This window comes from Variovorax paradoxus, from assembly GCF_022009635.1.
GTDB lineage: Bacteria > Pseudomonadota > Gammaproteobacteria > Burkholderiales > Burkholderiaceae_C > Variovorax.
The window spans coordinates 6,963,751-6,987,537 of sequence record NZ_CP091716.1 but is presented as its reverse complement, the minus strand read 5'-3'; the positions used below and the strand labels follow the sequence as shown (position 1 = coordinate 6,987,537).

Here is a 23,787-nt window from a genome sequence, read left to right as displayed (position 1 = left end):
GCGAAAAAAAAACCTGTCGGGCTTGACCACCCGACAGGCTTTTTCTTGCCTGAAGGATGGACCTCCAGGCGCACGAAGGCCTGGAGGCTCTACACGAACCACTCCACGGAGTCGAAGCACAGCACTGCGCTGGTAGCGCATGCGATGAAGGGAAGTTCTTTCTCGGGGCTCATGTTCAAAGTTCCAACGAGGCAGGCAGAAAACGAAAAAACCCGGTGGCTTGAGGCCTACCGGGTCTTGTGAAACTCAGGAGGCCGAGCCTCCAGGTGAAAAGGCTCTAGGACAGCAATTCGGCGCGAAACGCGCGCAGCGATGCCGCCGCAATGGTGCGGGTCATCAAGGCGTGTTGCGCGGTCATGAGTTGCTTCATTGGTATCTCTTGGGCTCGGCTGTCAGCCCAATGCGATGGTTGATCTTCAGGGGCGCGAAGGCTAACACTGCCATTGCAATCCGACAACAGGAGCGTTGCATCCACGCAGCAACAGCGTTTGGTCTTTCGCCGCCGATTTCGTGACGTTGGCTGTGCCTTTCGTCAAGAGCGGAGGCCCAGATAAAATGAGTGCTCGAGTTTTCAAATTCCTGTCGCCCTCAAAAAAATCGCCGATGAGAAAGGCTCTGCTCCGTCCTTCAATCTGGGTTGGCATCCACATGAGCCTTGTCGCAACGCTCGCTGGCGCCACGGCGGGAGTGCAAGTGGAGAAGATCTCGCGGAACCTGCCAGCGGGCGTTGCGCTCCCGGAGCCGGAAGCAGTTCTTCCCGCGAATTCCGCAGCCGGTACGCCCGCGACGGGCGGCGTCTGGGCCACTACCGACAGAAGAACCAACGCCATCCGTGCTCAATGGCCCATCGAGGATGAATCGCTGCGTCGCGTGATCATGCACTGGGGCTCCGCCGTGGGCGTGGAGGTGCGCTGGGAGAGCACTCGCGACTACACGCTCACACCCGAGGTGCGTTCCGGCAAGTTCACTGGATCCTTCAAGGATGCCTTGTTTCAGCTTGCACAGAAGTATCAGATGCTGAGTGCACCGCTGTTGCTCGAGTTCTCGGAAGACGGCACGGTTCTCCAGGTGCGCGATCAAGAAGGTTCTCGGTAGAGTCGTCGCACCCTTGACGCGGTGCGGAAGCAGTACCCTGGGCGTTCGCTGTGCATTCAACTGCGTGCCTCACTTCGCACGCGCCTGCTGGCTCCGTTGCTCTCCATTCTTCGGCGAGGATTGACGCACCCTCGTCGTCATCTCGTAAGGACTGGTCAGGGCTGAGCCAGGACAAGTGAACAGCTATTCCAGCGTGACCGGGTGATGGCTCCGCAGCCGGCAGCTAGCTCGATCTGGACTCGAGCTTCCCATGATGGCAAAGAATAGTTGGCCGATATCCAGTTATGCGACAGCCATTGCCCTATGCGGCTATGGGGCAGTGTCGGCACGTGGGTCGGCACGCCACATGAGATAGGAATACGGCTTAAGTAGCGTGGGCCGGTTGAGGGCGAGATTGTCAATATGAATGTCCGCACATCGCTAGTCTGGGATCCTCCGTTCAGCGTCTATCGGAAGGCCGCTTTCGGCATAACCAGACCTTCGCTAGAGCAAAGGACATAGCGATTCGCTCGCAATGCCCGCTTTGAGCCTTCGCGATGGCGGCGCGACCGGCTACAGTCAGCCGCAAGCAGTCATACGATTTCCACGCTCAAAATCAATCAAGCATGCTTACGGACATTCTGATTGCCTCGATTGACGATGCACCCGAAATTCTTTCCGCCGCTTCAGGTGACTGGCCTCGCTTGCAGTTCAACTCTTTGGACAACATGGCGCTAGCCGGACTTTGGTCCGCTCTCGGCGGAACTACCCAGGCGGATTTTGAGGGTGAGAAGTACCTCCTTGCGCACACGCAGGAGCAATGGGTCTTTGAATTTCCGCAGGATTTCGTGAATAGGCTCTCTGCGGTGCAGCCCGGCGCCGTCGCGGAAGTCGCAATGTCCTGGGCCAAGCACGATGAACTGGTGCACATGGGCGCCGACGGCCCTGGCGTAGAGCCGGTCGTAGAGGCGATGAGCGAATTTGCCCGGCAGGCGATTGGCCAGGGCAAGAGCCTCCTCCTGTTCATGTGCCTCTAGCGGCAAGCCTGTTCATGGCCACAAACGGTCATTCGAACAGGGCGCTTGTCGGCCCTAAAACTTCGTAGACAACGCCTTCATGAGCGATTTCAACCTTCTGACCATTTCTGCAGTTCAATCCCACATTGGGCCCGTGATTGCTACATATCTCGGTGCAGATTGCTTCGCCGAGGTGAAGCCGCTCCACTGGGTCGACAGCAAAGATGCCCCTGTTCGCCGTGTCTTCGCCTACGCACAACTTAAAGGCGGAGTTATTGCCCCGCGATGGGGGTATTCGTTCGATTTCGTGCCGCATCTCGTCGCGGGAAAAATGCAGTGGCATCGCACCGAAAAATCGGCAATCTTTGATGCGTTCATCGACGGACAATCCACAGAACTCAATCTCTCGTGCATGTGGGGGGAACAGGGCCTGCTTGAAGGTATGACACCCCGACTTTCAAGCGCTGTGCGACAAGCGCAGGACTTCTGGCAGTTGGGCGGGCAAGCGACTTCGGTCTACGACCAAGTTGTCGCGCTGAGTAGCCGCCCTGGGGCAGGCATCTACACCCAGTTGCCGGTGGCAGTCGCGTTTTGCCATGCACTTTCAGGGCGCGAAGAAGATGCGCGTCGTGCGATGGCGACTTATATTGACCGAGGGAGGCCACGCGAAGACACTGTGCCGAAGCTATGGGCAGCTCTCAGCGGCGCGCTCGAGTCTGGGCGTCGACCTCAGACGGTCTGAACCTGGACGACTGCTATCCGGCGCTTTCAAGGACCTCTAAGGCCTCAATGCGCCGACGTGGCGAGGGGCTACATTCGGCCAACACCGGCCCTTCGAAGCCAAGGCTGAATCTGCTCAGAAGGAGACATTCGATGGCAGAAGGTGAATCCTCGGTGACTCTGCGCAGATCGCGGCTCTACTGTGCTGCAGTGCTTGGGCTTCTGGTCGGGATCACTCTGGTGACACCCCTCCAGGCCGCAGAAGACACGGCGAACGAAGTCGCAGCGCCGAGCACTTCCGTGTATCGGAACGTCGACGGTCGTGACCTCCGAGCATTCAAGTTTTCGCCTTCCGATCTCAGCGGCACTGCGCGGCCAGGCATCCTGATGGTGCAAGGCGGCGCTTGGTCGCGCGGCAGCCCGGAGCAACTTTTCAGAGCAGCGCAGTTCTTCTCTGAGAAAGGATTCATATCTGTGGTGCTGGAATACAGATTGGCGGATGCAACGAACTCGCCGGTCGAGTCCTTCTCGGATGTGTGCCACGCGCTAGCGTTTATGAGAAAGGATGCCGAGAGACTAGGCCTTGCGTCATCGCGGATCGCACTTTGGGGCATCTCGTCGAGCGGCCAGCTCGCGGCAGCTGCGGCGACGACTGGCTGCGGCGCTGCCCAGGGCAGTGTGGGTAACGGTGGCCCCGACGCATTGCTGTTGGTCTCGCCCGTAGTGGACGCCGTCTCAGATGGATTGTTTCGTGATCTGATGAAGGGGCACGCGAAGCCTTCGTCTTTGTCGCCAACCCACACGTTGATGCGGGGCATAGTTCCCACACTCATCATCCAAGGAGATGCCGATCGGACCACGCCCATCGAGCGGAGCAAGGCATTTTGCGCGCGAGCACAAGAGCTCGGAAGCCGGTGCGAACTCGTAGCTCTGGACGGAAAGGGACACGTACTTGACAGGGAAGCCCGAGATGGACTGCTGGACCGTCAGGCTACATTCCTTCGCGAACTGTGGCAGGGGCCGTAGCTTTTTGTTCGTCGGCGCGCTTTTCGGCCACGAGCGGAAATTGAGAAGTGCAATTCTTGTGGGAGGGCCCCGGTGGGCATCATGCAAATTCAACCCGACGATTTGACTCCGGCGGAGTGGATTCAGATCATGTATCCCCATGAGCCGGATTGGGCGAACGTCGATAGCGAGACGCTTATTGCACTCGTGGAGGCCTTCGTAGGCGAGCAGTCCTGCGCAACGAGCGCAATTGGGGGTCTTTCGCGCCGGGACCATCGACGAGCGGCGGAGCTTGCGAAGTGGCTGCTTGATTCAGAGCGCGCGGATGAGTGGCTGAAGGCTGCTGCCCGCGATGTCCTTTCGCCTACATAAGCACGACCACTTTGGGGCCTGGCACGGACAGTGTCTTGGTCACAATCGGCCAATACCGGCCGGTCGCCGACCCCGTTTAATTCGACTGTAAGCAGACATTCGCGGCGCGTGTTCGAAACGGTTTGAGTGCTGGCCACTCAAGCTTCGTCGAAAGCGCGCGCGAACCAAGAGCGGCCGGTCAGATGCTTGGGCCTATTCGGGAAGAGGACCGATGCACCATTGCTGTTCGCAAGGCACGCCATCATGGTCCCCATCCATTGGAGTGCCGGGGCAGTTCTTGAAGAAGAACTTTGCCTCAGTGCATGACGTCATCTGCGAACAATACTTGGTTGTAAAAACTCTCAATCACCGCATGGCCAGGTCCAGACCCATCCAATTGCAAATTTCAAAGATGAGGAACAGCATCAGGAACGAAGAAGCGACGAACGCTGCGCCCACCTTGATAGATGTCAGTACCACCGCAACTGTCTTTTGATTCTTGTCCTTTTGCCCCCGATCGTAATGCCACCTGACGGCCAAATACATGCCCACACTGAGCACGAGAACCTTGAAAATAACAAAAGAAATAGGGATTGAATTCATGATTGAAATGATATTAATGGCGACAGATGGCGAGCGCCCGAGCGTGGCGAATAGCTAAATAGACGGATGAAGAAACGCAAAAGCAATCTAACGACGCGGTTGCTGTGGGGTGAATGAGCGTCCGCAAGTCGCGTCGAAAGGCATGTAAAACATCGATCGAAAGGCGGAGCTGTCCGCCAGCGCCACAGAAGCACTCTCATGGTGCTGTCCAGTGTTCATCTTCCAGGCTGATACGTACAGAACCAGATCGCCTGAAAATTTGCGTATCAGATCCAAGAAGGCCGCTCGTCGCTCCAGGGCACGCCAACGTCTGATATGACAATCTCGGGAGCGGTTCAGAGCGACCGTATCAGAAAGAGATGCCCATGAACCGCTACGAGAGGAAGCGTCGCGTCGAGTGGGACGCATCGAAGGCACGGGTTTCCTCCAGCGTGGCCTCGATGCGCAGCAGGGAGTCCTTGAGCGTCGGGTACAGCTGGTCGCACAGGGCGGTAGGGACTAACCCGGATGAGCCGCGCGAGAAGAGCCGGTCGCCATAGCTCGTGCGAAGCCGTGCCAGGGCGTGGCTGACCGTCGGCTGCGTGAGGTCCAGACGGTCACCCGCCAGAGTGACGCTGCGAGTTTCGTAGATGGCGACGAACACGCGAACGAGGTTCAGATCGAGGCGCGCGAGTTCGGCGGCGGGCTGTTTCTTCATGCTCATCATCGATTTGTAACACGCGCAGAATCGATTTGTCGAATGAAGCTCTGTTCCTAGGATTCAGGCCACAGGGATCCCACGTCCCACCGAACTACAGGAGACAGATTGCATGGAGCGCTCATTCAGTGCCGAGGTCAGGTCGCTTTCGCTTGGCGCGGGCGATGAGTTCCACGGTGAAGGCATCCTGGCGGTGACCAAGGGGCTCCTGCAGTCCGGCGTCAGCTACATCGGCGGCTACCAAGGCGCGCCCGTTTCCCATCTCATCGACGTACTTGGCGATGCACAGGGCCTGCTCGATGAGCTGGGCATCTATTTCGAGCCGGCCGCATCGGAGGCCGGCGCCGCGGCGATGCTCGGCGCCTCCATCAACTACCCGGTCCGCGGCGCGGTGACCTGGAAATCGACGGTGGGAACCAACGTCGCTTCCGATGCGCTGTCCAACCTCGCCTCGGCCGGCGTGCGCGGCGGCGCGCTGATCATCCTCGGCGAGGACTACGGAGAGGGGTCCAGCATCATCCAGGAGCGCACGCACGCGTTCGCGATGAAATCGCAGATCTGGCTGATGGATCCGCGCCCGAACCTCACGTCGATCGTCGACGCCGTCGAGAAGAGCTTCGAGCTGTCCGAGGCGAGCCAGACACCGGTGATGCTGCAGCTGCGCATCCGCGCTTGCCATGTGCATGGGCATTTCCTGTGCAAGGACAACCGGGCGCCCGCGATTTCGACACACCATGGATTGGACGCGCCGACCTTCGAATACGCGCGCGTCAACCTGCCGCCCTCGACCTACGAGCACGAGCGCCAGAAGATCGAGGAACGCTGGCCGGCGGCCGTGCGGTTCATCCAGGACGAGCGGCTCAACGAGGTGTTCGACGGCGCGCACGACGAGATCGGCCTCATCGTGCCAGGTGGCCTCTACAACGGCGTGATTCGTGCCCTGCAGCTCCTTGGCCTGGCCGATGCATTCGGCCGGACCGAGGTGCCCCTGTACGTGATGAACGTGGTCTACCCCCTGGTCCCGCAGGAACTGCTGGACTTCTGTTCGAACAAGCGCGCCGTCCTGATGGTGGAGGAGGGGCAGCCGAACTACATCGAAGACGCGGTCCACGCCATTCTCCGACGCGCCGGCCTCGACACGCGGCTGGCCGGCAAGGATGTGTTCCCGATGGCGGGCGAGTACACGGGCGAAGTCCTGCTGAAGGGAATTTCCGCCTTCCTGGACGAGGTCCGCCCCAGCGGCGTGGATGCGGCCAAGGCCGCCGAACAGTCGAACGCGCTGGCACAAACCAGGGTGCAGGCGGCGCAGGTGCTTGGCGTGCCGGTCCCGAATCGTCCCCCGGGGTTCTGCGTGGGTTGCCCCGAGCGACCCGTTTTCGCGGCGATGAAGCTCCTGCAAAAGGAGCTTGGCCAGGTTCACGTCAATGCGGATATCGGCTGCCACACCTTCGGCACCTTGCCGCCCTTCAACACGGGAAGCACCGTCCTGGGCTATGGCCTGGGCCTGGCCAGCTCGTCCGGCATCGGCGCGCTGATGACCCGTCGAACGGTCAGCATCATGGGCGACGGCGGCTTCTGGCACAACGGCTTCACCAGCGGCGTGGTCAACGCCGTCTACAACGGCCAGGACTCGGTGCTGATCATCCTGCAGAACGGCTACACCTCGGCGACCGGGACACAGGCCATCCCGTCCTCGCCCTCGCAACCTGCCGCCCGCCCCCTGACCCTGAACATCGAGCGCGCGCTCGAAGGCGTCGGCGTCAAATGGCTGCGCAAGATCCGCAGCTACTCCGTCGAGGAGATGGTCGCGACACTGCGCGAGGCGATGACCACCGATGAGCCCGGCCTGAAGGTCATCATCGCCGACGGCGAATGCCAACTGGAGCGCCAGCGCCGCATCAAGCCGAAGGTTGCACAGCAACTCAAGAACGGCGAACGCGTCGTGCGCACGCGCTTCGGCATCGACGAGAGCGTGTGCACGGGCGATCACTCCTGCATTCGCTTGTCCGGGTGCCCCTCGCTCACGATCAAGCCCAACCCGAGTCCGTTGCGCACCGACCCCGTGGCCACGGTGAACCAGGGTTGCGTCGGCTGCGGGCTGTGCGGGGAGAACGCGCACGCGGCGACGCTTTGCCCGTCGTTCTACAAGGCGGACATCGTCCAGAACCCGGGACGCTGGGACCGCTTCATGGCGGGCATCCGCGGCGCCGTGATCGGCCGGCTTGCCCGCAGCACCCGCACCCCCTCGGAGCTGGTGCAATGACGCGCTCGGTCTGTGTCCTGATCGCAGCCATGGGCGGCGAGGGCGGCGGTGTTCTGGCCGACTGGCTGATCGACGCGGCCACCCGGGGGGGATTCCCGGTGCAGAGCACCTCGGTCCCGGGAGTCGCGCAGCGCACGGGCGCAACGACCTACTACGTCGAGATCTACCCGGTGCCGCGCGCCGAGCTTGGAGGGCGTGAACCGGTGCTGTCGTTGACGCCCACGCCGGGCGGGCTCGACCTGGTGGCGGCGTCGGAGCTGGTCGAGGCGGGCCGCGCCATCCAGGCAGGGTACGTATCGCGCGAGCGCACGGTGTTGTGCGCATCCACCCACCGCGAGTTCGCGGTGTCGGAAAAAAGTGCGATGAGCGACGGGCGCTACGACAGCGCGCGCGTCCTGCAGGCGGCCCACGCGATGGCCGCGCACAGCGCCCTCTTCGACATGCGGATGCTCGCGCAGAAGAACGGCACGGTCATCAACACGGTGCTTTTCGGCGCGATGGCGCGTTCCGGCCGACTGCCGTTCGACCGGGCGGCGTGCGAGGAAGCGATCCGACGCTCGGGCAAGGCCGTCGAGGCCAGCCTGCGCGGCTTCGCGGCCGGCTACGAATGGACCCCGGGTGCCGATGCGCCGGAGCCCGCAAGGCATCCAGGGCGCCTGCCCACTTCGGCCCGGCTCGACGCGCTGCCCGAGGCCATCCGCTCCATCGTGGCGGCCGGTGTCGCTCACACCGCCGACTTCCAGGATGCACGCTACGCCGGGCTCTTTCTCGATCGGGTCGAGCGTGTGCTCCAGCTGGAGCGCGCGGTCGGGGATCCCCGGTTTCCCGTGAGCCGGGAGACGGCGCGCCATCTGGCGCTGTGGATGGCGTTCGAGGACGTGATCCGGGTGGCCGATCTGAAGAGCCGCCGCGAACGCATCGAGCAGGTGCGCCGTGAAGTGGGCGCCAAGGCGGGCGAGCCTGTCCAGCTCACCGAATTCCTCAAGCCAGGCCTGGACGAAATTTGCTCGGTGCTGCCCCCTCGCATGGCCGCCTGGGCGCGCAAGCGACTGGCAGCACGCGCGCATGTCCTGCAGAAGGGCATCCATCTGCGCTCGCATACGTTGCACGGCTTCATGACCCTGGTGGCGCTGCGCTCGCTGCGCCCGTTGCGTCGAAGGATGTCCCGCTACGTCGCGGAGCAGCAGGCCATCGAGCGTTGGCTGCGCGCGGTGCAGGACAGCCTCGGGCGCAGTCCCGAACTGGCGCAGGAGGTCGCGTTGGCCGGCAACCTGGTCAAGGGCTATGGCGAGACCAGTGAACGTGGCCATCGCAATCTGGCGGCCATCCTGGACGACGTGGAGCGCGCCAATGCGGCGTCGCCGCCGGATGCGGGCGCGGTGGAGCGGATCCACAAGGCCCGCAAGGCTGCACTGGATGACCCGGAAGGCCGCGCGCTTGCGGGCGCGCTCGGCCTGCCGCCGCCGCAGCCCGTCGCCCAGCCCATTCGTTTCGTGCGCCGGCGCCCCGCGGGGTGACGACGCAGGCCCCCCGATGAGTTCACAACAAAGAAGGAGACAAGTGATGATGGAAAAACTGACCCGCCGCGCCCTCGCGGTTCTGGCAATCTGCAGCCTCGGCGCGATGAGCCCGGCGTTCGCGCAAGGCAAGCCGATCAAGATCGGTGCCGTCGTTTCGGCCACCGGGCCCGCCTCGTTCCTCGGCGATCCCCAGCAAAAGACGCTCGAGAGCTATGTTCAGAAGATCAATGCCGGTGGTGGTGTGCTGGGGCGCAAGCTGGAGCTCGTGCTCTATGACGACGCGAGCGACGCCAACAAGGCCAACGCCTTCGCGCGCCGGCTGATCATCCAGGACGAGGTCGACGCGATCCTGGGTGCATCGACCACGGGATCGACCATGGCGATGGTGCCGCAGGTCGAGGCCGCCAAGATTCCGAACATCTCGCTGGCTGCCGCCTCCGTCATCGTCGAGCCGGTCAGGCCCTGGGTCTTCAAGATGCCGCACTCGGATCGCATGGCGGCGCAGAAGGTGCTCGAGGAAATGAAGAAGCGAGGCTTCATGCAGTTCGCGCTGCTCTCCGACACCGGCGGCTTCGGCAAGTCCGGCCGCACCGAGACGCTCAAGATGGCCGGGGCCCTCGGCATGAAGGTGGTCGAGGATCAGCAGTACGGCGAGAAAGACACCGACATGACCCCGCAGCTGACGAAGGTGAAGTCTTCGCCGGCGCAGGCCATCCTGGTGTTCGGGACCGGGCAGGCCCCTGCGATCATCGCGCGCAACTACCAGCAGCTCGGTGTGCAGCAACCGCTCTACACGACTCACGGCCAAGCGTCGACCGAGTTCATCCGGATCGCCGGCAAGGCGGCCGAGGGTATTCGCATGCCCTCGCCGGCATTGCTGATCGCGAAGGCGTTGCCCGCCAGCGACCCCCAGCGCGACGTCAGCGCGGAATACGTGAAGGCGTACGAGGGCCAGTTCAAGAGCGATGTCTCGACCTTCGGCGGCTACGCACACGATGCGCTGCTGATTCTGGTGGATGCGATCAAGCGCGCCGGTGGAACCGACAAGGACAAGGTGCGCGCGGCCCTCGAGCAGACCAAGGGGTTCGTCGGGGTGAGCGGCATCTACACGATGTCCCCTCAGGATCACATGGGGCTGGACGTCACGGCCTTCCGGATGGTCGAGGTCAAGGACGGGGTCTTCAAGGAGGTCAGGTAGCCGAAGCGCTCGAAGAAGAGAGAGCGCACATGCTGCTTCGCTCGAATGATTTCAGGAGGCGCGCGCAGAAGAGGCTGCCGCGCTTCGTTTTCGACTACGTGGACGGCGGGGCCGAGGACGAGCGTTGCCTGGGCAGGAACCAGGTGGCGCTCGAGGCGATCACGCTCGTGCCGCGGGTGCTTCGCGATACACGCGTCGTGCAGACGTCGACCGACGTGTTCGGCAAGACCTGGTCGCTTCCCATGGGCATCGCGCCCATCGGCTTCGCGGGGCTGGTCAGGCCGCAAGGCGATGTCCTGATGGCCAGGGCCGCCGCGGCGCACGGCGTGCCGTTCGTCCTCTCGACGGCTTCCAATTCACGCCTGGAGGCCGTGAGGGAAGCAGCGCCGCACGGTGTGCTGTGGATGCAGCTCTACGTCATGAGCGACCGCGCGATCGCGCAGCAGATCCTGCGCCGCGCGCGCGCGGCCAACTTCGACGCGCTCGTGCTGACCGTGGACGTGCCGGTCAGCGGGATGCGCGAACGCGATGCCAGGAACGGCTTCAAGCTGCCGTTCCGACCAAGACTCTCGACCGCGCTTGACCTGATAAGCCATCCTCTGTGGTCGCTCGCGGCGGCGCGTTCTGGTGCGCCGGCATTCGCCAACCTCGTCGAGGACCCGGACGCGCCGGCCTCGCCGCAGGTCCAGGCCGCACTGCTGGCGCGTTCGATGGACCGAAGCCTGACCTGGGACAGCCTGGCATGGCTGCGCAGGCACTGGGAAGGGCCGCTGCTGGTCAAGGGAGTGCTGAGCGCGGCCGATGCGCGCGAAGCCGTCGGCCACGGTGTCGACGGCCTGATCGTCTCGAACCACGGTGGCCGCCAGCTGGACGTCGCTCCGGCAACCATTGCGGCGTTGCCGCGCATCGTCGACGCGGTGGGTGGCCGCTTGCCCGTCTTTGTCGACGGCGGATTCCGTCGCGGAAGCGACGTGGCCAAGGCCGTGGCTTTGGGGGCACGCGGCGTCTTCATGGGGCGCGCGCCGATCTGGGGGCTGGCGGCCGGCGGTCAGGCTGGCGTCGAGGACGTCCTGGCGTTGGCGAAATCCGAGTTCGAACGAACTCTCATCCTCCTGGGGGCGACCCGGGTGGCCGATTTGCACGGTGGCGAACTGCTGTACGGCGGTTCTGCCGGAGAACGAAATGTCTGATCTTGCTCAATTCGTACTTTCCGGGCTGACGACGGGCGCTGTGTATGCGCTCGCCGCGCTCGGCTTCACGCTGATCTACAACGCCAGCGGCGTCATCAACTTCGCCCAGGGCGACTTCCTGATGCTCTCGGCGATGGTCGCTGCGACACTGGTGACGCGCCAGGTTCCCTATCCCGTCGCCATCGCGCTGGGACTGCTCGCGACGGTCGTGGTCGGCCTGATGCTCTACCGCTTCGCCATCCGGCCGGCGGGCGACGCGGATGTGGTGACGCTCATCATCATCACCATCGGTGCCTCGATCTTCATCCAGGGGGTGGTGCAGGTGGTGCTGGGCAAGAACCAGCAGGTGCTTGCGCCGTTCAGCGGCGACACACCGCTGAACGTGCTCGGCGCGCGCGTGTTGCCGCAGGCGATGTGGGTGCTGGGCGTGGGCGCGCTGATGGTCGCGGCGGTGGCGGCGTTCTTCAGGTACACGCTCATCGGGAAGGCGACGCTCGCGGTAGCGGCCAACAAGCTGGCTGCCAGCGCCGTCGGCATCCCCACCCGGCGGGTACTCCAGCTGTCCTTCGGCCTGTCCGCGCTGCTGGGCTCCGTCGCGGGGGTCGTCGCCGCGCCGATCACCACGACCGTCTACGACATCGGGCTCATGCTGGGCATGAAGGGGTTCGTCGCCGCGACCCTCGGCGGTCTTGGCAGCGGCCTCGGCGCGGTGGTCGGCGGACTGATCGTGGGGGTGCTCGAAGCCCTGGTCGCAGGCTACATCTCGTCCGCCTACAAGGATGCCGTGCCCTTCGTGATGATCATCGTCATCCTGCTGGTGATGCCGCAGGGCCTCTTTGGCCGCAAGAGCACGGAGCGTGTATGAACGCCAGCCGACTTCGCGCGCTGGGGGCCACGGCGCTGATTCTTGCCGTGCTGCCGTTCCTGCTGCCCAACAACTTCATGCTGGACATCGCGATCCGCATCGCCTTCGCGGCGGTGGCCGTCATCGGGCTGAACCTCCTGATGGGGTTCGCGGGCCAGATCAGCATCGGACATGCGGGGTTCCTGGCGATCGGTGCCTATGGCAGCGCGATCGCCACCTCCCGCTTCGGCTGGCCGCCGCTGATCGCGATCGCGGCTGCCGGCATCGCCTCCGCCATCCTGGCCTGGCTGGTGGCCAAGCCCATGCTCAGGCTCAAGGGCCATTCGCTCACGATGGCCACCCTCGGCTTCGGTGTCATCGTCAACATCGTGCTCATCAACGAGGTGGCGGTCACCGGGGGGCCTGACGGGATGGCGGTGCCGCCGCTGGAGGTCGCGGGCCTGGCGCTGACCGACCTGCGGCATTGGTATGCAGGGGCCGCCATCGTCCTCTGGCTGGCGATCCTGCTGTCCCTGAACCTGTATGACTCCCCGTGTGGACGTGCCCTGCGCGGCCTGCACGGCTCCGAGGTCGCTGCGCGGGTGGTCGGGGTCGACGTGGCGCTCTTCAAGACGCGCGCGTTCGTCATGTCGGCCGTGATGGCATCGGTCTCGGGCAGCTTGACCGGGCACTACGTGGGATTCATCAGCCCGCAGATGGCCTCTTTCGCACATTCGGTGGAATTGGCCACCATGGTCGTCCTCGGGGGCATGGCGTCGACTTTCGGTGCGGTGCTGGGCTCCGCGGTGCTGACCATGCTGCCCCAGCTGCTGGGCGGGCTGCATGGCTACGAATCGATCCTCTTCGGGCTGATCCTGATGCTGACGATGATGTTCCTTCCCCGAGGCATCGTGCCGACCCTCGCGCTCAAGTTGCGGAGGAAGCACTGATGCTGACCGTAGAACGGCTCACGCGCACCTTCGGCGGTGTCGCCGCGGTCTCCGATGTGAGCTTTGCCGTGCAGAAAGGCCACGTGCACGCCGTGATCGGGCCGAATGGTGCGGGCAAAACGACGCTTTTCAACCTGATCAGCGGCGTCTACACGCCGACCTCCGGCGCCGTCAGGCTCGACGCCGAGGACATCGGCGGTGCCGCGCCGGATCAACTGGCGCGCATGGGCATGAGCCGCACGTTTCAGAATCTCCAGATCTGCATGAACATGACGGCTCTGGAGAACGTCATGCTTGGCGCGCACCTGCGCTGCCGCTCGGGCATCCTGGGATCGCTGCTCGGCTTGACGCGAGCGGCCGACGCCCGGCTGCGCGACGAGTCGGCGCAGGCGATGGACTTCGTCGGCGTGGGCGCCTATCGGCATGCGCATGCGACCGAACTGTCGTTCGGGGTGCTCAAGCGTCTGGAGATCGCCCGGGCGCTGCAGGCCCGGCCACGCCTGCTGCTGCTCGACGAGCCGGCAGCGGGCCTGAATGACAGCGAGACCCACGAGATGACGAAGCTCATCCGGCGCATCGCGCAGGATGGTGTGACCGTTCTGCTGGTCGAGCATGACATGAAGATGGTCATGAGCATTTCCGATCACATCGTCGTGATGGACCAGGGCAAGAAACTTGCCGAAGGCAATGCAGCCACGGTCCGGGCCAACCCGGAGGTGATCGCGGCCTACCTCGGTGCACAGGAGTGAGACCGGCAACATGAAGAACAGCAATTCCACGATCCTCGAAGTCGAGGACCTGCGCGCGGGCTATGGCCGGATCGAGGCGCTGCATGGGGTGTCGATCCGGCTGGATGCCGGGGAACTGGTGGCGCTGGTGGGTGCCAATGGTGCGGGAAAGACGACGCTCCTGCGCACCATCTCCGGTCTCTTGCCCTCGCGCGCCGGCCGCGTCCGGTTTCTCGGGCAGGACATCTCCCGGTCATCGCCCGACATCAGGGTTCGCATGGGCCTGGCGCAGGTTCTCGAGGGCCGGCAGGTTTTCGGGCCCCTGAGCGTGCAGGACAACCTGCGCCTGGGTGCGTTCGTCCACCGCGAGGCGGCCGACGAACGCATGCGCCGGATGTACGACCTTTTCCCGGTCCTGAAGCAGAAGAAGGACCTGCCGGCGGGCACGCTGTCCGGAGGCCAGCAACAGATGCTGGCAATGGCACGGGCACTCATGAGCGCGCCCAAGGCCCTTCTTCTCGACGAGCCCTCGATGGGCCTGGCCCCCTTGCTCGTGCGCGACATCTTTCGGGTGATCAAGGAACTGAAGGACGCGGGAACGCCGATCCTGCTGGTCGAGCAGAACGCGCGTGCCGCCTTGGCCATCGCCGACCGAGGCTACGTGCTGGAAACAGGAAAGATGACGCTGGAAGGCCCGGCGCAAAGGCTGCAGGACGACGAGCGGGTCCGATCTGCCTACCTGGGACTGTGAGGACGAGATGAGCGAGCTGAAGATCAAGGGCGTCAGGGCGCGCGCCGTCAATGTCCCGCTGGAGTACCCGGTGCGCACCAGCGTGGGCGTGGTCGCGACATCGCCGCTGGTGTTGATAGACCTCGAGACGAACGTGGGTGTGACGGGACGGGCCTACGTGTTCACCTACACGCCGCTCGCGCTCGCGGCGACGAGGTGCCTGGTCGAGACGCTGGGCAGTGCCATCGTCGGGCGGCCCGTGGCACCGCTGGACATCGACGCGTACTTTGCCGGGCGACTGCGCCTTCTCGGCAAGACGGGGATGACGGCGATGGCCTGCGCCGGTCTCGACATGGCCTTGTGGGACGCGCTCGCCGTTCATCAAGGCGTTCCGCTTGTCACGTTGCTCGGCGGCACGCCCAAACAGATTCCGGCATACGACAGCCACAGCATGGACGGACAGGAGGTCGGCGTGCTGCGCGCGCGCAAGTCCGTGTCGCAGGGCTTTCGCGCGATCAAGACGAAGATCGGCTACCCGACACTCGAGCGCGACCTGGAGGTCGTGCGCGCGCTCAGGCAAGCGATCGGCCAGGGCGTCGAACTCATGGCCGACTACAACCAGGGTTTGACGGCCCCCGAGGCGGCCCGCCGGATCCGTGCCTTGGCCGACGAAGGCATCTCATGGATCGAGGAGCCCATCATTCAGGAGGACCTCGCCGGACATGCACGCCTGCGGTCGGCGGGACTGCCGATACAGATGGGAGAGAACTGGTGCGGTCCCGAGCAGATGCAACTTGCGTTGGCTGCCGGCGCTTGCGACCTCGCCATGCCCGATGCCATGAAGATCGGCGGCGTCACCGGCTGGATGCGCGCCGCGGCGCTGGGACAGGCTGCCGGGATTCCGATGTCCAGCCATATCTTTCAGGAGGTCAGTGCCCACCTCCTGTCCGTGACGCCGACGGCACACTGGCTGGAGCGCATGGACCTTGCCGGTCCCGTACTCGACGGTGGACTGCGCTTCGAGGAGGGTTTCGCCAAGTGCCCTGAGCTGCCTGGGACCGGCATTGCCTGGAACGAGCGCGCGGTGGCCCAGTACGCTCTTTGACGACGCAAGGGGCGTCTCACGCAGAGTTCGCCGGCGTCGGCGCGTCGCTCGACGACGCGGAGCGCATGACGCTCGCCGAGGTGCACGAAACGTTTCTGCCAGCGCTGCGCAAGGCCAGCGCCAGCCTCGTCACACGACTGCACGTGGCCTGAAATTCAGGCGGATTGCGCCGCAATCGACGTACAGGGCCTTGGGAAGGGTCTGACCATGTGCGAAACGCTGCGTCGGCCCAACGCAGTCGGTCGCGCCACCGCGATGCGATCGTTGCCGCACGCCCCTCAATTCAGTGACCAAGTCGCCACCGCTTCTCGCTGCTTTGCATGGCGCCATGCCCACGCGATGAGATCCCTGAATTCACGCTCGGGCTGATCAAGGACAAGTTCGGCGATGGATCGTTGAAAGCTCTCGCTGGCCTTTCCAGTCAGCAGTTCGTACTGACATGCGAGAACGCGATGCTGGATCTCGTTGATGCGCCTGAGTTGCCGCGGCTTCGACACCTCCGCAGTCTGAGGGATGTACGCGTCGCGGGCCGCGACAGTCAGAGCATGGCCCAGTGACGCCAGAAACAGCACGCGCCGATTTGACGGCAAGGAAAGCAGCCAGTCGGCTTCGGTGGCAGTCACAAAAGCGGGTTGAAGTTGATCGTTCATTGGATTCTTGGCAGGTGCTGGTTGACTTGTGTCGGCTGAGCGGCGGCAATCCGTTTGAGTGCTGCCGCCCAAGTCGACACCCCTGTCTGCGTGCGGAGAAGAATGCCCTTTGCAAATCACTCTCGCACGAGCCGAACCCCGAGGCGCATGAGACGCGCCTCGCAGGAGATATCCCCTCCATTCCCCAGCGCCCACCCTCTGATCCACGCGCGGGCTTGCGGTGTTGCAGAGCCGCCGCTGCAGACGGTGGAGGACCAGTAGCCCTCGTGCAGAGGTTGCGTGCCGGACGACGGGAAATCGGCAGCGGGAATGTCCTGTTTCTTGAACCAACGCTCTGCAAGGCTGTTCACCTCCTTGATCGTCGGAAGGCGCCAGCCCGTTTGCGCGCTGGCAAGTTGCAGGGCTTGCACATAGTCATAGCGCCTGGCCGTCCCGGTGCAGCGTTCGCCATTCCATGCCTGAGGTTCCTCGCAGCGGCGCCATGCCAGACCGGTGTAGCGGTCCTCGACCACGCCGCCAGGTACGCCGTGCTTGTCCGGTACCTCGCGCCAGCGTCCCGTTTCCGGTACTTGGGGGCCGCGCACAAGGCGCACGAACAACGGCTGCGGCTTTCTTTCCATCCTGCGATTGCAGCTATAGACAAATCCGGCCGCGAAGCTCACGCACCACATGCGGTTCTCGTCGTCCGGCTCGGCGCTCAGGTAGTTCCCCGGCACTGTGTTCGGAAGCCATCGTCCATCGACGGCGGCGCGTTCGGCCGGCCACTGCGTGGACCGTGCATCGACCAGTTCTCCCAGATCGACCAGTCCATGCAGTTCGGCCACCGTGGGCAGGCGCCAATCGGTGAATCCACACAACCCCATCGCGTTCACCTGCGCCACATAGGCCATTGCGTCGCCCGGTCGGCCATCTCCATGGTAGGAGTAGGCGTCGGTATTGGCCCGGCTGCCCGGCGCCGGGTGGTTGTGCGGGCCGTAGGTGTCGGTCAGCATGCCGGTGCCCTTCGGCCCGGCCTGCGTCCTCATCCACGCCAGCTTGCCGCTGTCTGGCTTGCCCTCCCAGATCAGGCCGGACACCCGATCGCGCACGCACGAGGTCAAGGGCTGGCCGGCGATCGCTTCGTAGTCGGGTTCGCCCGCCCGCAACATGCCGTCCTGTTTGGAGATCAGGGTCAGCGGTCCAGCCTCCGAGCACGCCTGCGGTGCCGGCCAGCCGTCCTGCTGCAGGCCCACGCACACGCGCGCGCCGGTGGGTGGAACCTTCACCGTTGCCGGACCGGCGCTGGCTGCGCGCAGCTGCGCAGCCGCGGGCGTGGCGAGAAACCCCGCCACGAGGATCGCTGTGGTCAGCGCATGAAGGGGCCGAGATGTCACGGTACGGTTTGCAGGATTTCGCCGGGACTGGTCGCGATATCGCGTACGAGGCTGCGCACGAAGTGATGGGGCCCCATGCGATGCGTTCTTTCGTGCCAGACCAGAGAGAAGCGAAGATCGGGAATTTCGAAGGGAGGATCGAACACGCGCACGGGCAGGATGTTCGAAAAGTACTTCGCAAGCCGCGTTGGCGTCGTGGCGATCAGGTCGGTTTGCGCCGCGACATGCGGCGGGAGCAGGATGGAAGCCAGCTGCACGCTTACTTTCCTCACCAGACCCAACGCAGACAGGGCGCGATCGATGGCCTGGTCCACGGTGGAGATCGGAGCAAACGGTGACCCGAACACGATGTGAGAACACTCCATGTACTGGGCGAGGCTGAGGGTTCCACGGATCGTCGGATGTGTCCGGCTGACGATGCAGCTCAACGGGTCCTCGAAGAGTTCCGAAACCCTCAGTCCTTCGGCCAGATCCGGGAAAAGGCCGATGGCAATGTCGCATTCGCCTTCCTCCAGCCACTCCCGTATGTGGTTCGGGTCCGGCAAACGAACATGAATGCGGATGCCCGGTGCCTCTTGCCGAAGACGCGCCAGCACGCGCGGAAGAAGCAGCACGCCCGTGAAATCGGTCGTAGCGATACTGACGCTCGCCCGTGCCGTCGTGGGGTCGAAGGGTTCGCTCTCCATCAACTCGGCGGTGAGTCCGCGAAGGTGAAAGCGCACGACGCCGGCGAGCTCCTCGCCCCGAGGTGTCGGCACCATCCCGCGGGCCGTTCGAACGAGGAGGGGATCGCGCAGGGCCTCTCTGAGCCGCCCGAGCACCGTGCTCATCGCGGGCTGGCTGATCTCCATTCTTTCCGCCGCGCGCGTCACGGACCTCTCGGCAATGAGAGCTTCGAGGCAGGCCAGCATGTGCAGATCGATCTTCAGCAGGGAGTGGGGCAGGGGCATTCGGGAATCCTATAGCGGCTCGTCGTCGATCGTTGAAGGCGACGCGGGAGTGTGGCTCCGCAGCCCGGGCAGCCGCCACCCACTATCGGAAATTCGCATACGCGTATCTCCGTCTCCATGTTGTCTCTCTTTCCGTGCTCTCCGAGACTTCCCGCCAGCCATCCACAGGAGACCCCATGACCATCGAGATCATCAAACCCGCCCGCGCCGAAGTGCTCAAGGGTGTCGCGCGTTTCAAGGAACTGAGCGGCGTCAGCACCGGCCTGCCCGACATGGAACTGCCGAGCTGCAACCGGACCTTCTACAACGTGCTGGGCTTCGTCCAGCCCAAGGGCGAGGAGGAATACTCGCCGTTCGGCGACGCGGTGGTGCCCAGGATCGCGCACCTCAGCACCGGATTCGGCGCGGCGTTCGTGAAGGCGCGTCCGGGTTGCGGCGTCCTGATGCATGCCCACGACACCAGCGAGAGTTTCATGCCGGTCGCCGGCCGATGGAAGGTGGAGTGGGAAGGGGCGGAGGGAACGACCGGCGTCGTCCTGGACCCGCTGGACTTCATCGCCGTCCCCGTGGGCGTCCAGCGCCGTTTCGAATGCCTGAGCGCACCGGACGGCGAGTCGGAAGGCACGCTCTTTGCCATCATCTCCGGCGAGGCTCCCGTCGTCGAATGGTCGCCGGAAGCCGTGGCCGAGATATCTCGGCACGCCGATGCCAGGCATCTCGCCGCCGAGCAGGTGGCTTCGTGAGCATCGAGCGGCTGGCGCAATTCCAGGCGCGCTTTCCTGAACGGCTCATCGGTGTGGGCGGCGCGGAATGGCGCGTTCGCCAGACCTCGCCGGCCGCGGTGCACCTGATGCTGCTGCCGGGCGCGCAAGGGACAGCGGATGTTTTCTACAAGACGGCCCTTGATCTCGACGGACGCATCAACTGCATCACGGTGACGCCGCCGGCCTGGTCGGAAATCGACCGCCTGGCCGACGGGCTGGAGGAACTGCTCGACGTGCTCGGGCTCGCCAAGGTGAACCTGCTCGGGTCCTCGCTGTTCGGGTTCCTCGCCCAGGTGTTCGCCGCAAAGCATCCCGACCGGGTTGGCATGCTGTTCCTGGCGAGCACCTTCTTCGATGCATCGCAGATCCAGCGCGCGCTGCCCTCGCCGGAGGAGCTGGCCAGGCTGGCGCCGGAGGTGGTGGCCAGCGAACTCCCCGGCTGGCTCGTTCCGCAGAGCGAAGCGTCGGCGCGCCCGAACGAAGTCAAGACGCTCCTGAAAACGATGATCGGAACCCGGCAGCCGTTCGCCACCTTGAAGAGCCGAGCCATGGCGCTGGCGCTTTGCCAACCGGCGCGGATCGTTCCCTTGCCGCCGGAGCGCATCGTCGTCATCGATGCCGACGACGACCCCGTCGTCCCGCCTGATGCCCGCAAGGCACTGCGAGAGCGGTATCGCGGCAGCACGCTGTACAACCTCCGTGGCGGTGGCCACTACCCCGCAATCCTCACGCCCGATGCGTTCGCGCAGGCGATCTCGAAGGCTGTTGCCCGCTAGGCATCGCGCCGGGCGCCCGTGGGCGCAGGCATTCCAACCAAAAATAGCTCGGAGACAAAAAAATGGCCCACGTCAGTGCGAGGCTCGATCCTGCCTCGTTCTCCCACATGCCAACAGGCGACACCTCTGCGTCGCTCTACGACCGCGACACCCTCACGCCGCGGCAGAAGTTCGTCGTCGGAGTGTCCGCATTCGCGCAGATGGTCGACTTCCTCGACTTCTTTCTCATCAGCTTCGTCATCACCTACATCGTCGGCCCGTGGCAACTGTCCGTCGGGCAGACAACCATCATCCTGCTTTCGGCGGGCATCGGTGCGAGCTTCGGCAGCTTCATCTGCGGTGCCATCGCCGACCGTGTCGGCAGGCGTCCGGTGTTCCTGTGCACCATTGCACTGTTCACGCTGTGCACCGGCGCCCTCGCGTTGATCCCCGATGGCGCCTGGATCTGGTTGACCGTGCTGCGGTTCTTCGTGGGTTTCGGCGCCACGGGCATGTATTCGACGAACATTCCGCTGCTCCAGGAATTCATGCCGACAAAGAAGCGCAGCTTCGCCACGGGCCTGGTCGCAAGCTTCATCCCCGTCGGCGTGATGCTGGGCTCGGCGATCGTGTTTCTCTTCGGAACTGCCGTCGGCTGGCGGGGGCTCTTCGGCATCGGGTTCGCCTTGGGCGCCTTGCTTCTTGCCGTCGGATGGCGGGTTCCGGAGTCTCCCCTGTGGTTCATCTCGAAAGACGAACGAGCGCGTGCCCGACGCAGCCTGGCATGGGCGCTGGATGAATCGGAGGATCGCGTCGTGGTTCCTGCCAAGGCGCAGGATCAGCCCGCCGACCGCGTGACGGTTCGCGAGCTCTTTCAGTACCCGAGGAAGGTCATCGTCAGCTGGGTCAGCATTCTCGGGTCACAGGTGGCCTACTACGGCCTGACCCTCTGGGCACCGGCATTGCTCGTGGCGATCCTGCACACGACACCCTCGCACGCCGCCTTTCTGCTGATCTTCTGCAACTTGGCCGACATGGGGGCCCGGCTCATCTTTGCCTATGTCTCGGAGCGCGCGGGCAGAAGGCTGATCGGGATCCTCCAGGGCTTTGTCGGCGCCGCGCTCCTGGTCGCGACCAGCCTCACCGCCAACGCGTTCATCGGGGGCGTGTCCGTCTTCTGGCTCCTGCTGATGGCCACCTACTTCTTTGTCAGTGGCGGGTTCTCCGTGACGGTCCCGTATGTGGCGGAAATCTGGCCGTCACGCCTTCGCGCGACAGGCCTCGGGTCCGCCTACGGCGTGGGAAGCCTGGGGAAGATCGTCGGGCCGCTTGGCCTCGGGCTGGTGCTGGGAACGTCGAAGGTCACGGTCGACGCGGTCTTTCCGGCGTTTTGCTACCTGGCCGCATTCCTGCTGCTGACGGGCATCGTTTTTCTCTGGCTGGCCGAAGAAACACGAGGGCGCAGGTTCGAGGACGCGGCCTGACGGGTGCTGCTCGCGGACCGTTCAGCGGTTGTCGCGTTTTCCTTGCGCATGCCGGTTCTGCGAACCGGAATGCGCGTGCAGCGCAATGTTCTCCGCACGCTCTTTCAGAGGATTCAGCCGGGCCGCGCGCGGGTTGATGTCGAGAGGAGCCGTCTCGCGTGGCGCGCCCGCGGCGGCCGCGGCCAGCGGCGAGAGTGCAGCGGGCGCCTTCGGCGAATGCTCCTGCACCGGTACGGCCGCAAGGGCGGCATGCTTGAGTTCGAGCGCCTGCTTGACCGCAGTCTTCAGGCTCAGCTTCTTCACCGCCGGCTTCCTGGCCTTCGAAGTCTTCGGCGCTTTCAGCGCCTTCCCCGTTCGCGCCTTCGCCTTCGATGCGGCAGCAGGCTTGGCGGTTTCCTTCGCCTCCAGATGAGCGAGCCGTTCTTCGAAGCGCGCCAGCACCTCTTCGAACACCGTCGCCTTCTTGGCCGTGCGCTCGTTGTCGCCGCCGGCAGCGGCGCGCTTGCCGGCCGCGGTCTTGCGCGTGGCGACGGTCTGGCGGCGGTACAGGTCGCGGTACTTGTCCCGCAGCGCGCGTGCACGCGTCACCTTCGTGCGCAGACGCGCCGCGGTCAGTTCCTTGATGGGGCCGGCGCGGCTCTGGTCGAAGATCGCGAGTTCCGCGGCGGTCAAGAGCACTCGCGCCTGAGTGAGGGTGTAGGCCATGCGTTGTCTCTCCTTCATGTGATTGAGGGAAGACTCCACCTTAGTGGTCTGGCTCGCATGGCCATGTGGGACGGCGTCTATGGTTTGCCGCCGCGTGCCCGCGGAAAACTCAGACTGCGCTGATGTTCTTGTCCTTGGCCACCTTGGTCCAGCGCGCGGCGTCCGCGGACAGCCGCTTGCGCATGGCCGCGGCCGGCTGGTACGCGGCGATGGCTCCGGCATGGACCAGCTTGTCCTGCACGTCCTTGTCCTTGGCGAGGATGTCGGAGAGTTCCTTGTTGATGCGCGTCACCACGGACGCAGGCGTGCCCAGCGGGGCGATGAGCCCGCCCCACGAATCGAAGTCGAAATTGGGGAAGCCCTGGGCCGACACCGTCTTCACGCCCGGCAGCAGCACGTTGCCGCGCGGCGAGCTGACGGCCACGGCGCGCAGCTTGCCCGACTTGATGTGCGGCAGGGCCGCGACCACGTCGGCGAACATCACGCCGAGCTGGCCGCCCAGCAGGTCGGTCACGGCCGGCGCGCTGCCGCGATAGGGGACGTGCTGCATGTCGAAGCCGCCCAGATCCTTCAACTGCTCCATGGCCAGGTGGCCGAAGCTCCCGGCGCCCGAGCTGGTGTAGTTCAGCGGCGTCTTCGCGGCCTTGGCCTGCGCGATCAGGCCTTGCAGCGAGTCGACGCCCGGCATCAGGGCCGGGTTGATGACGATGGCCATGGGCAGGTCGTACACCGTGGCCACGCACATGAAGTCCTTCTCCACGTCGTAGGCGCCGTTCTTGTACAGCAGCGGCGCCAGCAGGGCCGGCATGCCGAACATCGACAGCGTGTTGCCGTCGGCCGGCGACTTGATGAACTGGGCCGTGCCGATGGAGCCGGACGCGCCCGGACGGTTGTCCACCACGATCGAGGTGCCCAGGCGCTCGCCGAGCTTTTGCGACGCGATGCGCGCGGCCGTGTCGGTCGGGCCGCCCGCGGGAAAGGCCACGACCATCTTGACGATCTTGGCCGGCCATGCGGCGTCGTCTGCGAAGGCCGGCAGGCCGAGGGTGGAAAGCGCGCCTGCGGCGCCCGTGGCCAGCAGGTGGCGGCGGCTGATGTGAGCTTGGTTCATG

General features: G+C 64.6%; 26 protein-coding genes. 18 read left to right on the top strand and 8 right to left on the bottom strand.

Features of this window, described 5'->3' with window-relative positions; translation table 11 throughout:
* Positions 1-465 precede the first annotated feature (465 nt).
* From L3V85_RS32830 to L3V85_RS32810, 5 genes are all read left to right on the top strand, one after another.
* The gene (locus L3V85_RS32830) at positions 466-1,095 is read left to right on the top strand and encodes a TcpQ domain-containing protein (protein ID WP_237676744.1); all 630 of its coding nucleotides are present in this window, start codon (positions 466-468) and stop codon (positions 1,093-1,095) included.
* Positions 1,096-1,700: 605 nt separating this feature from the next.
* Positions 1,701-2,111: a hypothetical protein gene (locus L3V85_RS32825; RefSeq protein ID WP_237676743.1), complete on the top strand. Its 411-nt coding sequence runs from the start codon at positions 1,701-1,703 to the stop codon at positions 2,109-2,111.
* A 79-nt stretch (positions 2,112-2,190) separates the two neighbouring features.
* The gene (locus tag L3V85_RS32820; RefSeq protein ID WP_237676742.1) at positions 2,191-2,832 is read left to right on the top strand and encodes a hypothetical protein; all 642 of its coding nucleotides are present in this window, start codon (positions 2,191-2,193) and stop codon (positions 2,830-2,832) included.
* Between the two features lie 131 nt (positions 2,833-2,963).
* Positions 2,964-3,836 carry an alpha/beta hydrolase gene (locus L3V85_RS32815; RefSeq protein ID WP_237676741.1) on the top strand — a complete coding sequence of 291 codons (873 nt, stop codon included), beginning with the start codon at positions 2,964-2,966 and terminating at the stop codon, positions 3,834-3,836.
* Between the two features lie 72 nt (positions 3,837-3,908).
* On the top strand, positions 3,909-4,187 hold the full coding sequence (locus tag L3V85_RS32810; RefSeq protein ID WP_237676740.1) for a hypothetical protein: 279 nt from the start codon (positions 3,909-3,911) through the stop codon (positions 4,185-4,187).
* A gap of 192 nt (positions 4,188-4,379) precedes the next feature.
* On the opposite strand, the gene L3V85_RS32805 is transcribed toward L3V85_RS32810, so the two are convergent.
* The 3 genes from L3V85_RS32805 to L3V85_RS32795 all read right to left on the bottom strand — a co-directional run bounded on the left by L3V85_RS32805 (position 4,380) and on the right by L3V85_RS32795 (position 5,466).
* Positions 4,380-4,532, bottom strand: coding sequence for an excalibur calcium-binding domain-containing protein (locus L3V85_RS32805; protein ID WP_337250100.1), 153 nt, complete (start codon positions 4,530-4,532; stop codon positions 4,380-4,382).
* Positions 4,533-4,769, bottom strand: coding sequence for a hypothetical protein (locus L3V85_RS32800; RefSeq protein WP_237676739.1), 237 nt, complete (start codon positions 4,767-4,769; stop codon positions 4,533-4,535).
* A gap of 373 nt (positions 4,770-5,142) precedes the next feature.
* The gene (locus L3V85_RS32795) at positions 5,143-5,466 is read right to left on the bottom strand and encodes a LysR family transcriptional regulator (RefSeq protein ID WP_237676738.1); all 324 of its coding nucleotides are present in this window, start codon (positions 5,464-5,466) and stop codon (positions 5,143-5,145) included.
* A 112-nt stretch (positions 5,467-5,578) separates the two neighbouring features.
* Between L3V85_RS32795 and L3V85_RS32790 the strand changes: the two genes are divergently transcribed.
* The 10 genes from L3V85_RS32790 to L3V85_RS32745 are packed head-to-tail and all read left to right on the top strand — an operon-like array spanning position 5,579 to position 16,146.
* The gene (locus tag L3V85_RS32790; protein ID WP_237676737.1) at positions 5,579-7,729 is read left to right on the top strand and encodes an indolepyruvate ferredoxin oxidoreductase subunit alpha; all 2,151 of its coding nucleotides are present in this window, start codon (positions 5,579-5,581) and stop codon (positions 7,727-7,729) included.
* Entirely contained in the window at positions 7,726-9,246 is a 1,521-nt protein-coding gene (locus tag L3V85_RS32785; RefSeq protein ID WP_237676736.1) for an indolepyruvate oxidoreductase subunit beta family protein, read from the top strand. Before L3V85_RS32790 ends, L3V85_RS32785 begins: the two co-directional genes overlap by 4 nt.
* 46 nt (positions 9,247-9,292) lie before the next feature.
* Positions 9,293-10,447, top strand: coding sequence for an ABC transporter substrate-binding protein (locus L3V85_RS32780; RefSeq protein WP_237676735.1), 1,155 nt, complete (start codon positions 9,293-9,295; stop codon positions 10,445-10,447).
* A 29-nt stretch (positions 10,448-10,476) separates the two neighbouring features.
* Positions 10,477-11,637, top strand: coding sequence for an alpha-hydroxy acid oxidase (locus L3V85_RS32775; protein ID WP_237676734.1), 1,161 nt, complete (start codon positions 10,477-10,479; stop codon positions 11,635-11,637).
* Entirely contained in the window at positions 11,630-12,502 is an 873-nt protein-coding gene (locus tag L3V85_RS32770; protein ID WP_237676733.1) for a branched-chain amino acid ABC transporter permease, read from the top strand. Before L3V85_RS32775 ends, L3V85_RS32770 begins: the two co-directional genes overlap by 8 nt.
* Positions 12,499-13,431, top strand: a complete 933-nt coding sequence (locus L3V85_RS32765; protein ID WP_237676732.1) for a branched-chain amino acid ABC transporter permease — start codon at positions 12,499-12,501, stop codon at positions 13,429-13,431. Before L3V85_RS32770 ends, L3V85_RS32765 begins: the two co-directional genes overlap by 4 nt.
* Positions 13,431-14,180 carry an ABC transporter ATP-binding protein gene (locus L3V85_RS32760; RefSeq protein ID WP_237676731.1) on the top strand — a complete coding sequence of 250 codons (750 nt, stop codon included), beginning with the start codon at positions 13,431-13,433 and terminating at the stop codon, positions 14,178-14,180. Before L3V85_RS32765 ends, L3V85_RS32760 begins: the two co-directional genes overlap by 1 nt.
* Before the next feature lie 10 nt (positions 14,181-14,190).
* Positions 14,191-14,910 carry an ABC transporter ATP-binding protein gene (locus tag L3V85_RS32755; protein WP_237676730.1) on the top strand — a complete coding sequence of 240 codons (720 nt, stop codon included), beginning with the start codon at positions 14,191-14,193 and terminating at the stop codon, positions 14,908-14,910.
* Between the two features lie 7 nt (positions 14,911-14,917).
* On the top strand, positions 14,918-15,994 hold the full coding sequence (locus L3V85_RS32750) for an enolase C-terminal domain-like protein (RefSeq protein ID WP_237676729.1): 1,077 nt from the start codon (positions 14,918-14,920) through the stop codon (positions 15,992-15,994).
* A complete protein-coding gene (locus L3V85_RS32745; protein WP_237676728.1) occupies positions 15,991-16,146 on the top strand; it encodes a hypothetical protein in 156 nt (51 codons plus the stop codon). The genes L3V85_RS32750 and L3V85_RS32745 overlap by 4 nt, the downstream gene beginning before the upstream one ends.
* Before the next feature lie 126 nt (positions 16,147-16,272).
* Here L3V85_RS32745 and L3V85_RS32740 read toward each other — a convergent pair whose 3' ends face one another.
* The 3 genes from L3V85_RS32740 to L3V85_RS32730 form a co-directional block, all read right to left on the bottom strand.
* Positions 16,273-16,644 carry a hypothetical protein gene (locus L3V85_RS32740; protein ID WP_237676727.1) on the bottom strand — a complete coding sequence of 124 codons (372 nt, stop codon included), beginning with the start codon at positions 16,642-16,644 and terminating at the stop codon, positions 16,273-16,275.
* Positions 16,645-16,760: 116 nt separating this feature from the next.
* Positions 16,761-18,017 (bottom strand): DUF1566 domain-containing protein, encoded by a 1,257-nt coding sequence (locus L3V85_RS32735; RefSeq protein ID WP_237676726.1) that lies wholly within the window; start codon positions 18,015-18,017, stop codon positions 16,761-16,763.
* Positions 18,014-18,967 carry a LysR family transcriptional regulator gene (locus L3V85_RS32730; RefSeq protein WP_237676725.1) on the bottom strand — a complete coding sequence of 318 codons (954 nt, stop codon included), beginning with the start codon at positions 18,965-18,967 and terminating at the stop codon, positions 18,014-18,016. The genes L3V85_RS32735 and L3V85_RS32730 overlap by 4 nt, the downstream gene beginning before the upstream one ends.
* A 176-nt stretch (positions 18,968-19,143) precedes the next feature.
* Here L3V85_RS32730 and L3V85_RS32725 point away from each other — a divergent pair, with 176 nt between their 5' ends.
* From L3V85_RS32725 to L3V85_RS32715, 3 genes are all read left to right on the top strand, one after another.
* On the top strand, positions 19,144-19,710 hold the full coding sequence (locus tag L3V85_RS32725) for a cupin domain-containing protein (protein WP_237676724.1): 567 nt from the start codon (positions 19,144-19,146) through the stop codon (positions 19,708-19,710).
* The gene (locus tag L3V85_RS32720) at positions 19,707-20,507 is read left to right on the top strand and encodes an alpha/beta fold hydrolase (protein WP_237676723.1); all 801 of its coding nucleotides are present in this window, start codon (positions 19,707-19,709) and stop codon (positions 20,505-20,507) included. The genes L3V85_RS32725 and L3V85_RS32720 overlap by 4 nt, the downstream gene beginning before the upstream one ends.
* A gap of 62 nt (positions 20,508-20,569) precedes the next feature.
* Positions 20,570-21,970, top strand: a complete 1,401-nt coding sequence (locus L3V85_RS32715; protein WP_237676722.1) for an MFS transporter — start codon at positions 20,570-20,572, stop codon at positions 21,968-21,970.
* Positions 21,971-21,991: 21 nt separating this feature from the next.
* Here L3V85_RS32715 and L3V85_RS32710 read toward each other — a convergent pair whose 3' ends face one another.
* Complete coding sequence (locus tag L3V85_RS32710; protein ID WP_237676721.1) at positions 21,992-22,675, bottom strand: hypothetical protein; 684 nt, start codon at positions 22,673-22,675, stop codon at positions 21,992-21,994.
* Positions 22,676-22,784: 109 nt separating this feature from the next.
* Complete coding sequence (locus L3V85_RS32705; protein WP_237676720.1) at positions 22,785-23,786, bottom strand: Bug family tripartite tricarboxylate transporter substrate binding protein; 1,002 nt, start codon at positions 23,784-23,786, stop codon at positions 22,785-22,787.
* Position 23,787 lies beyond the last annotated feature (1 nt).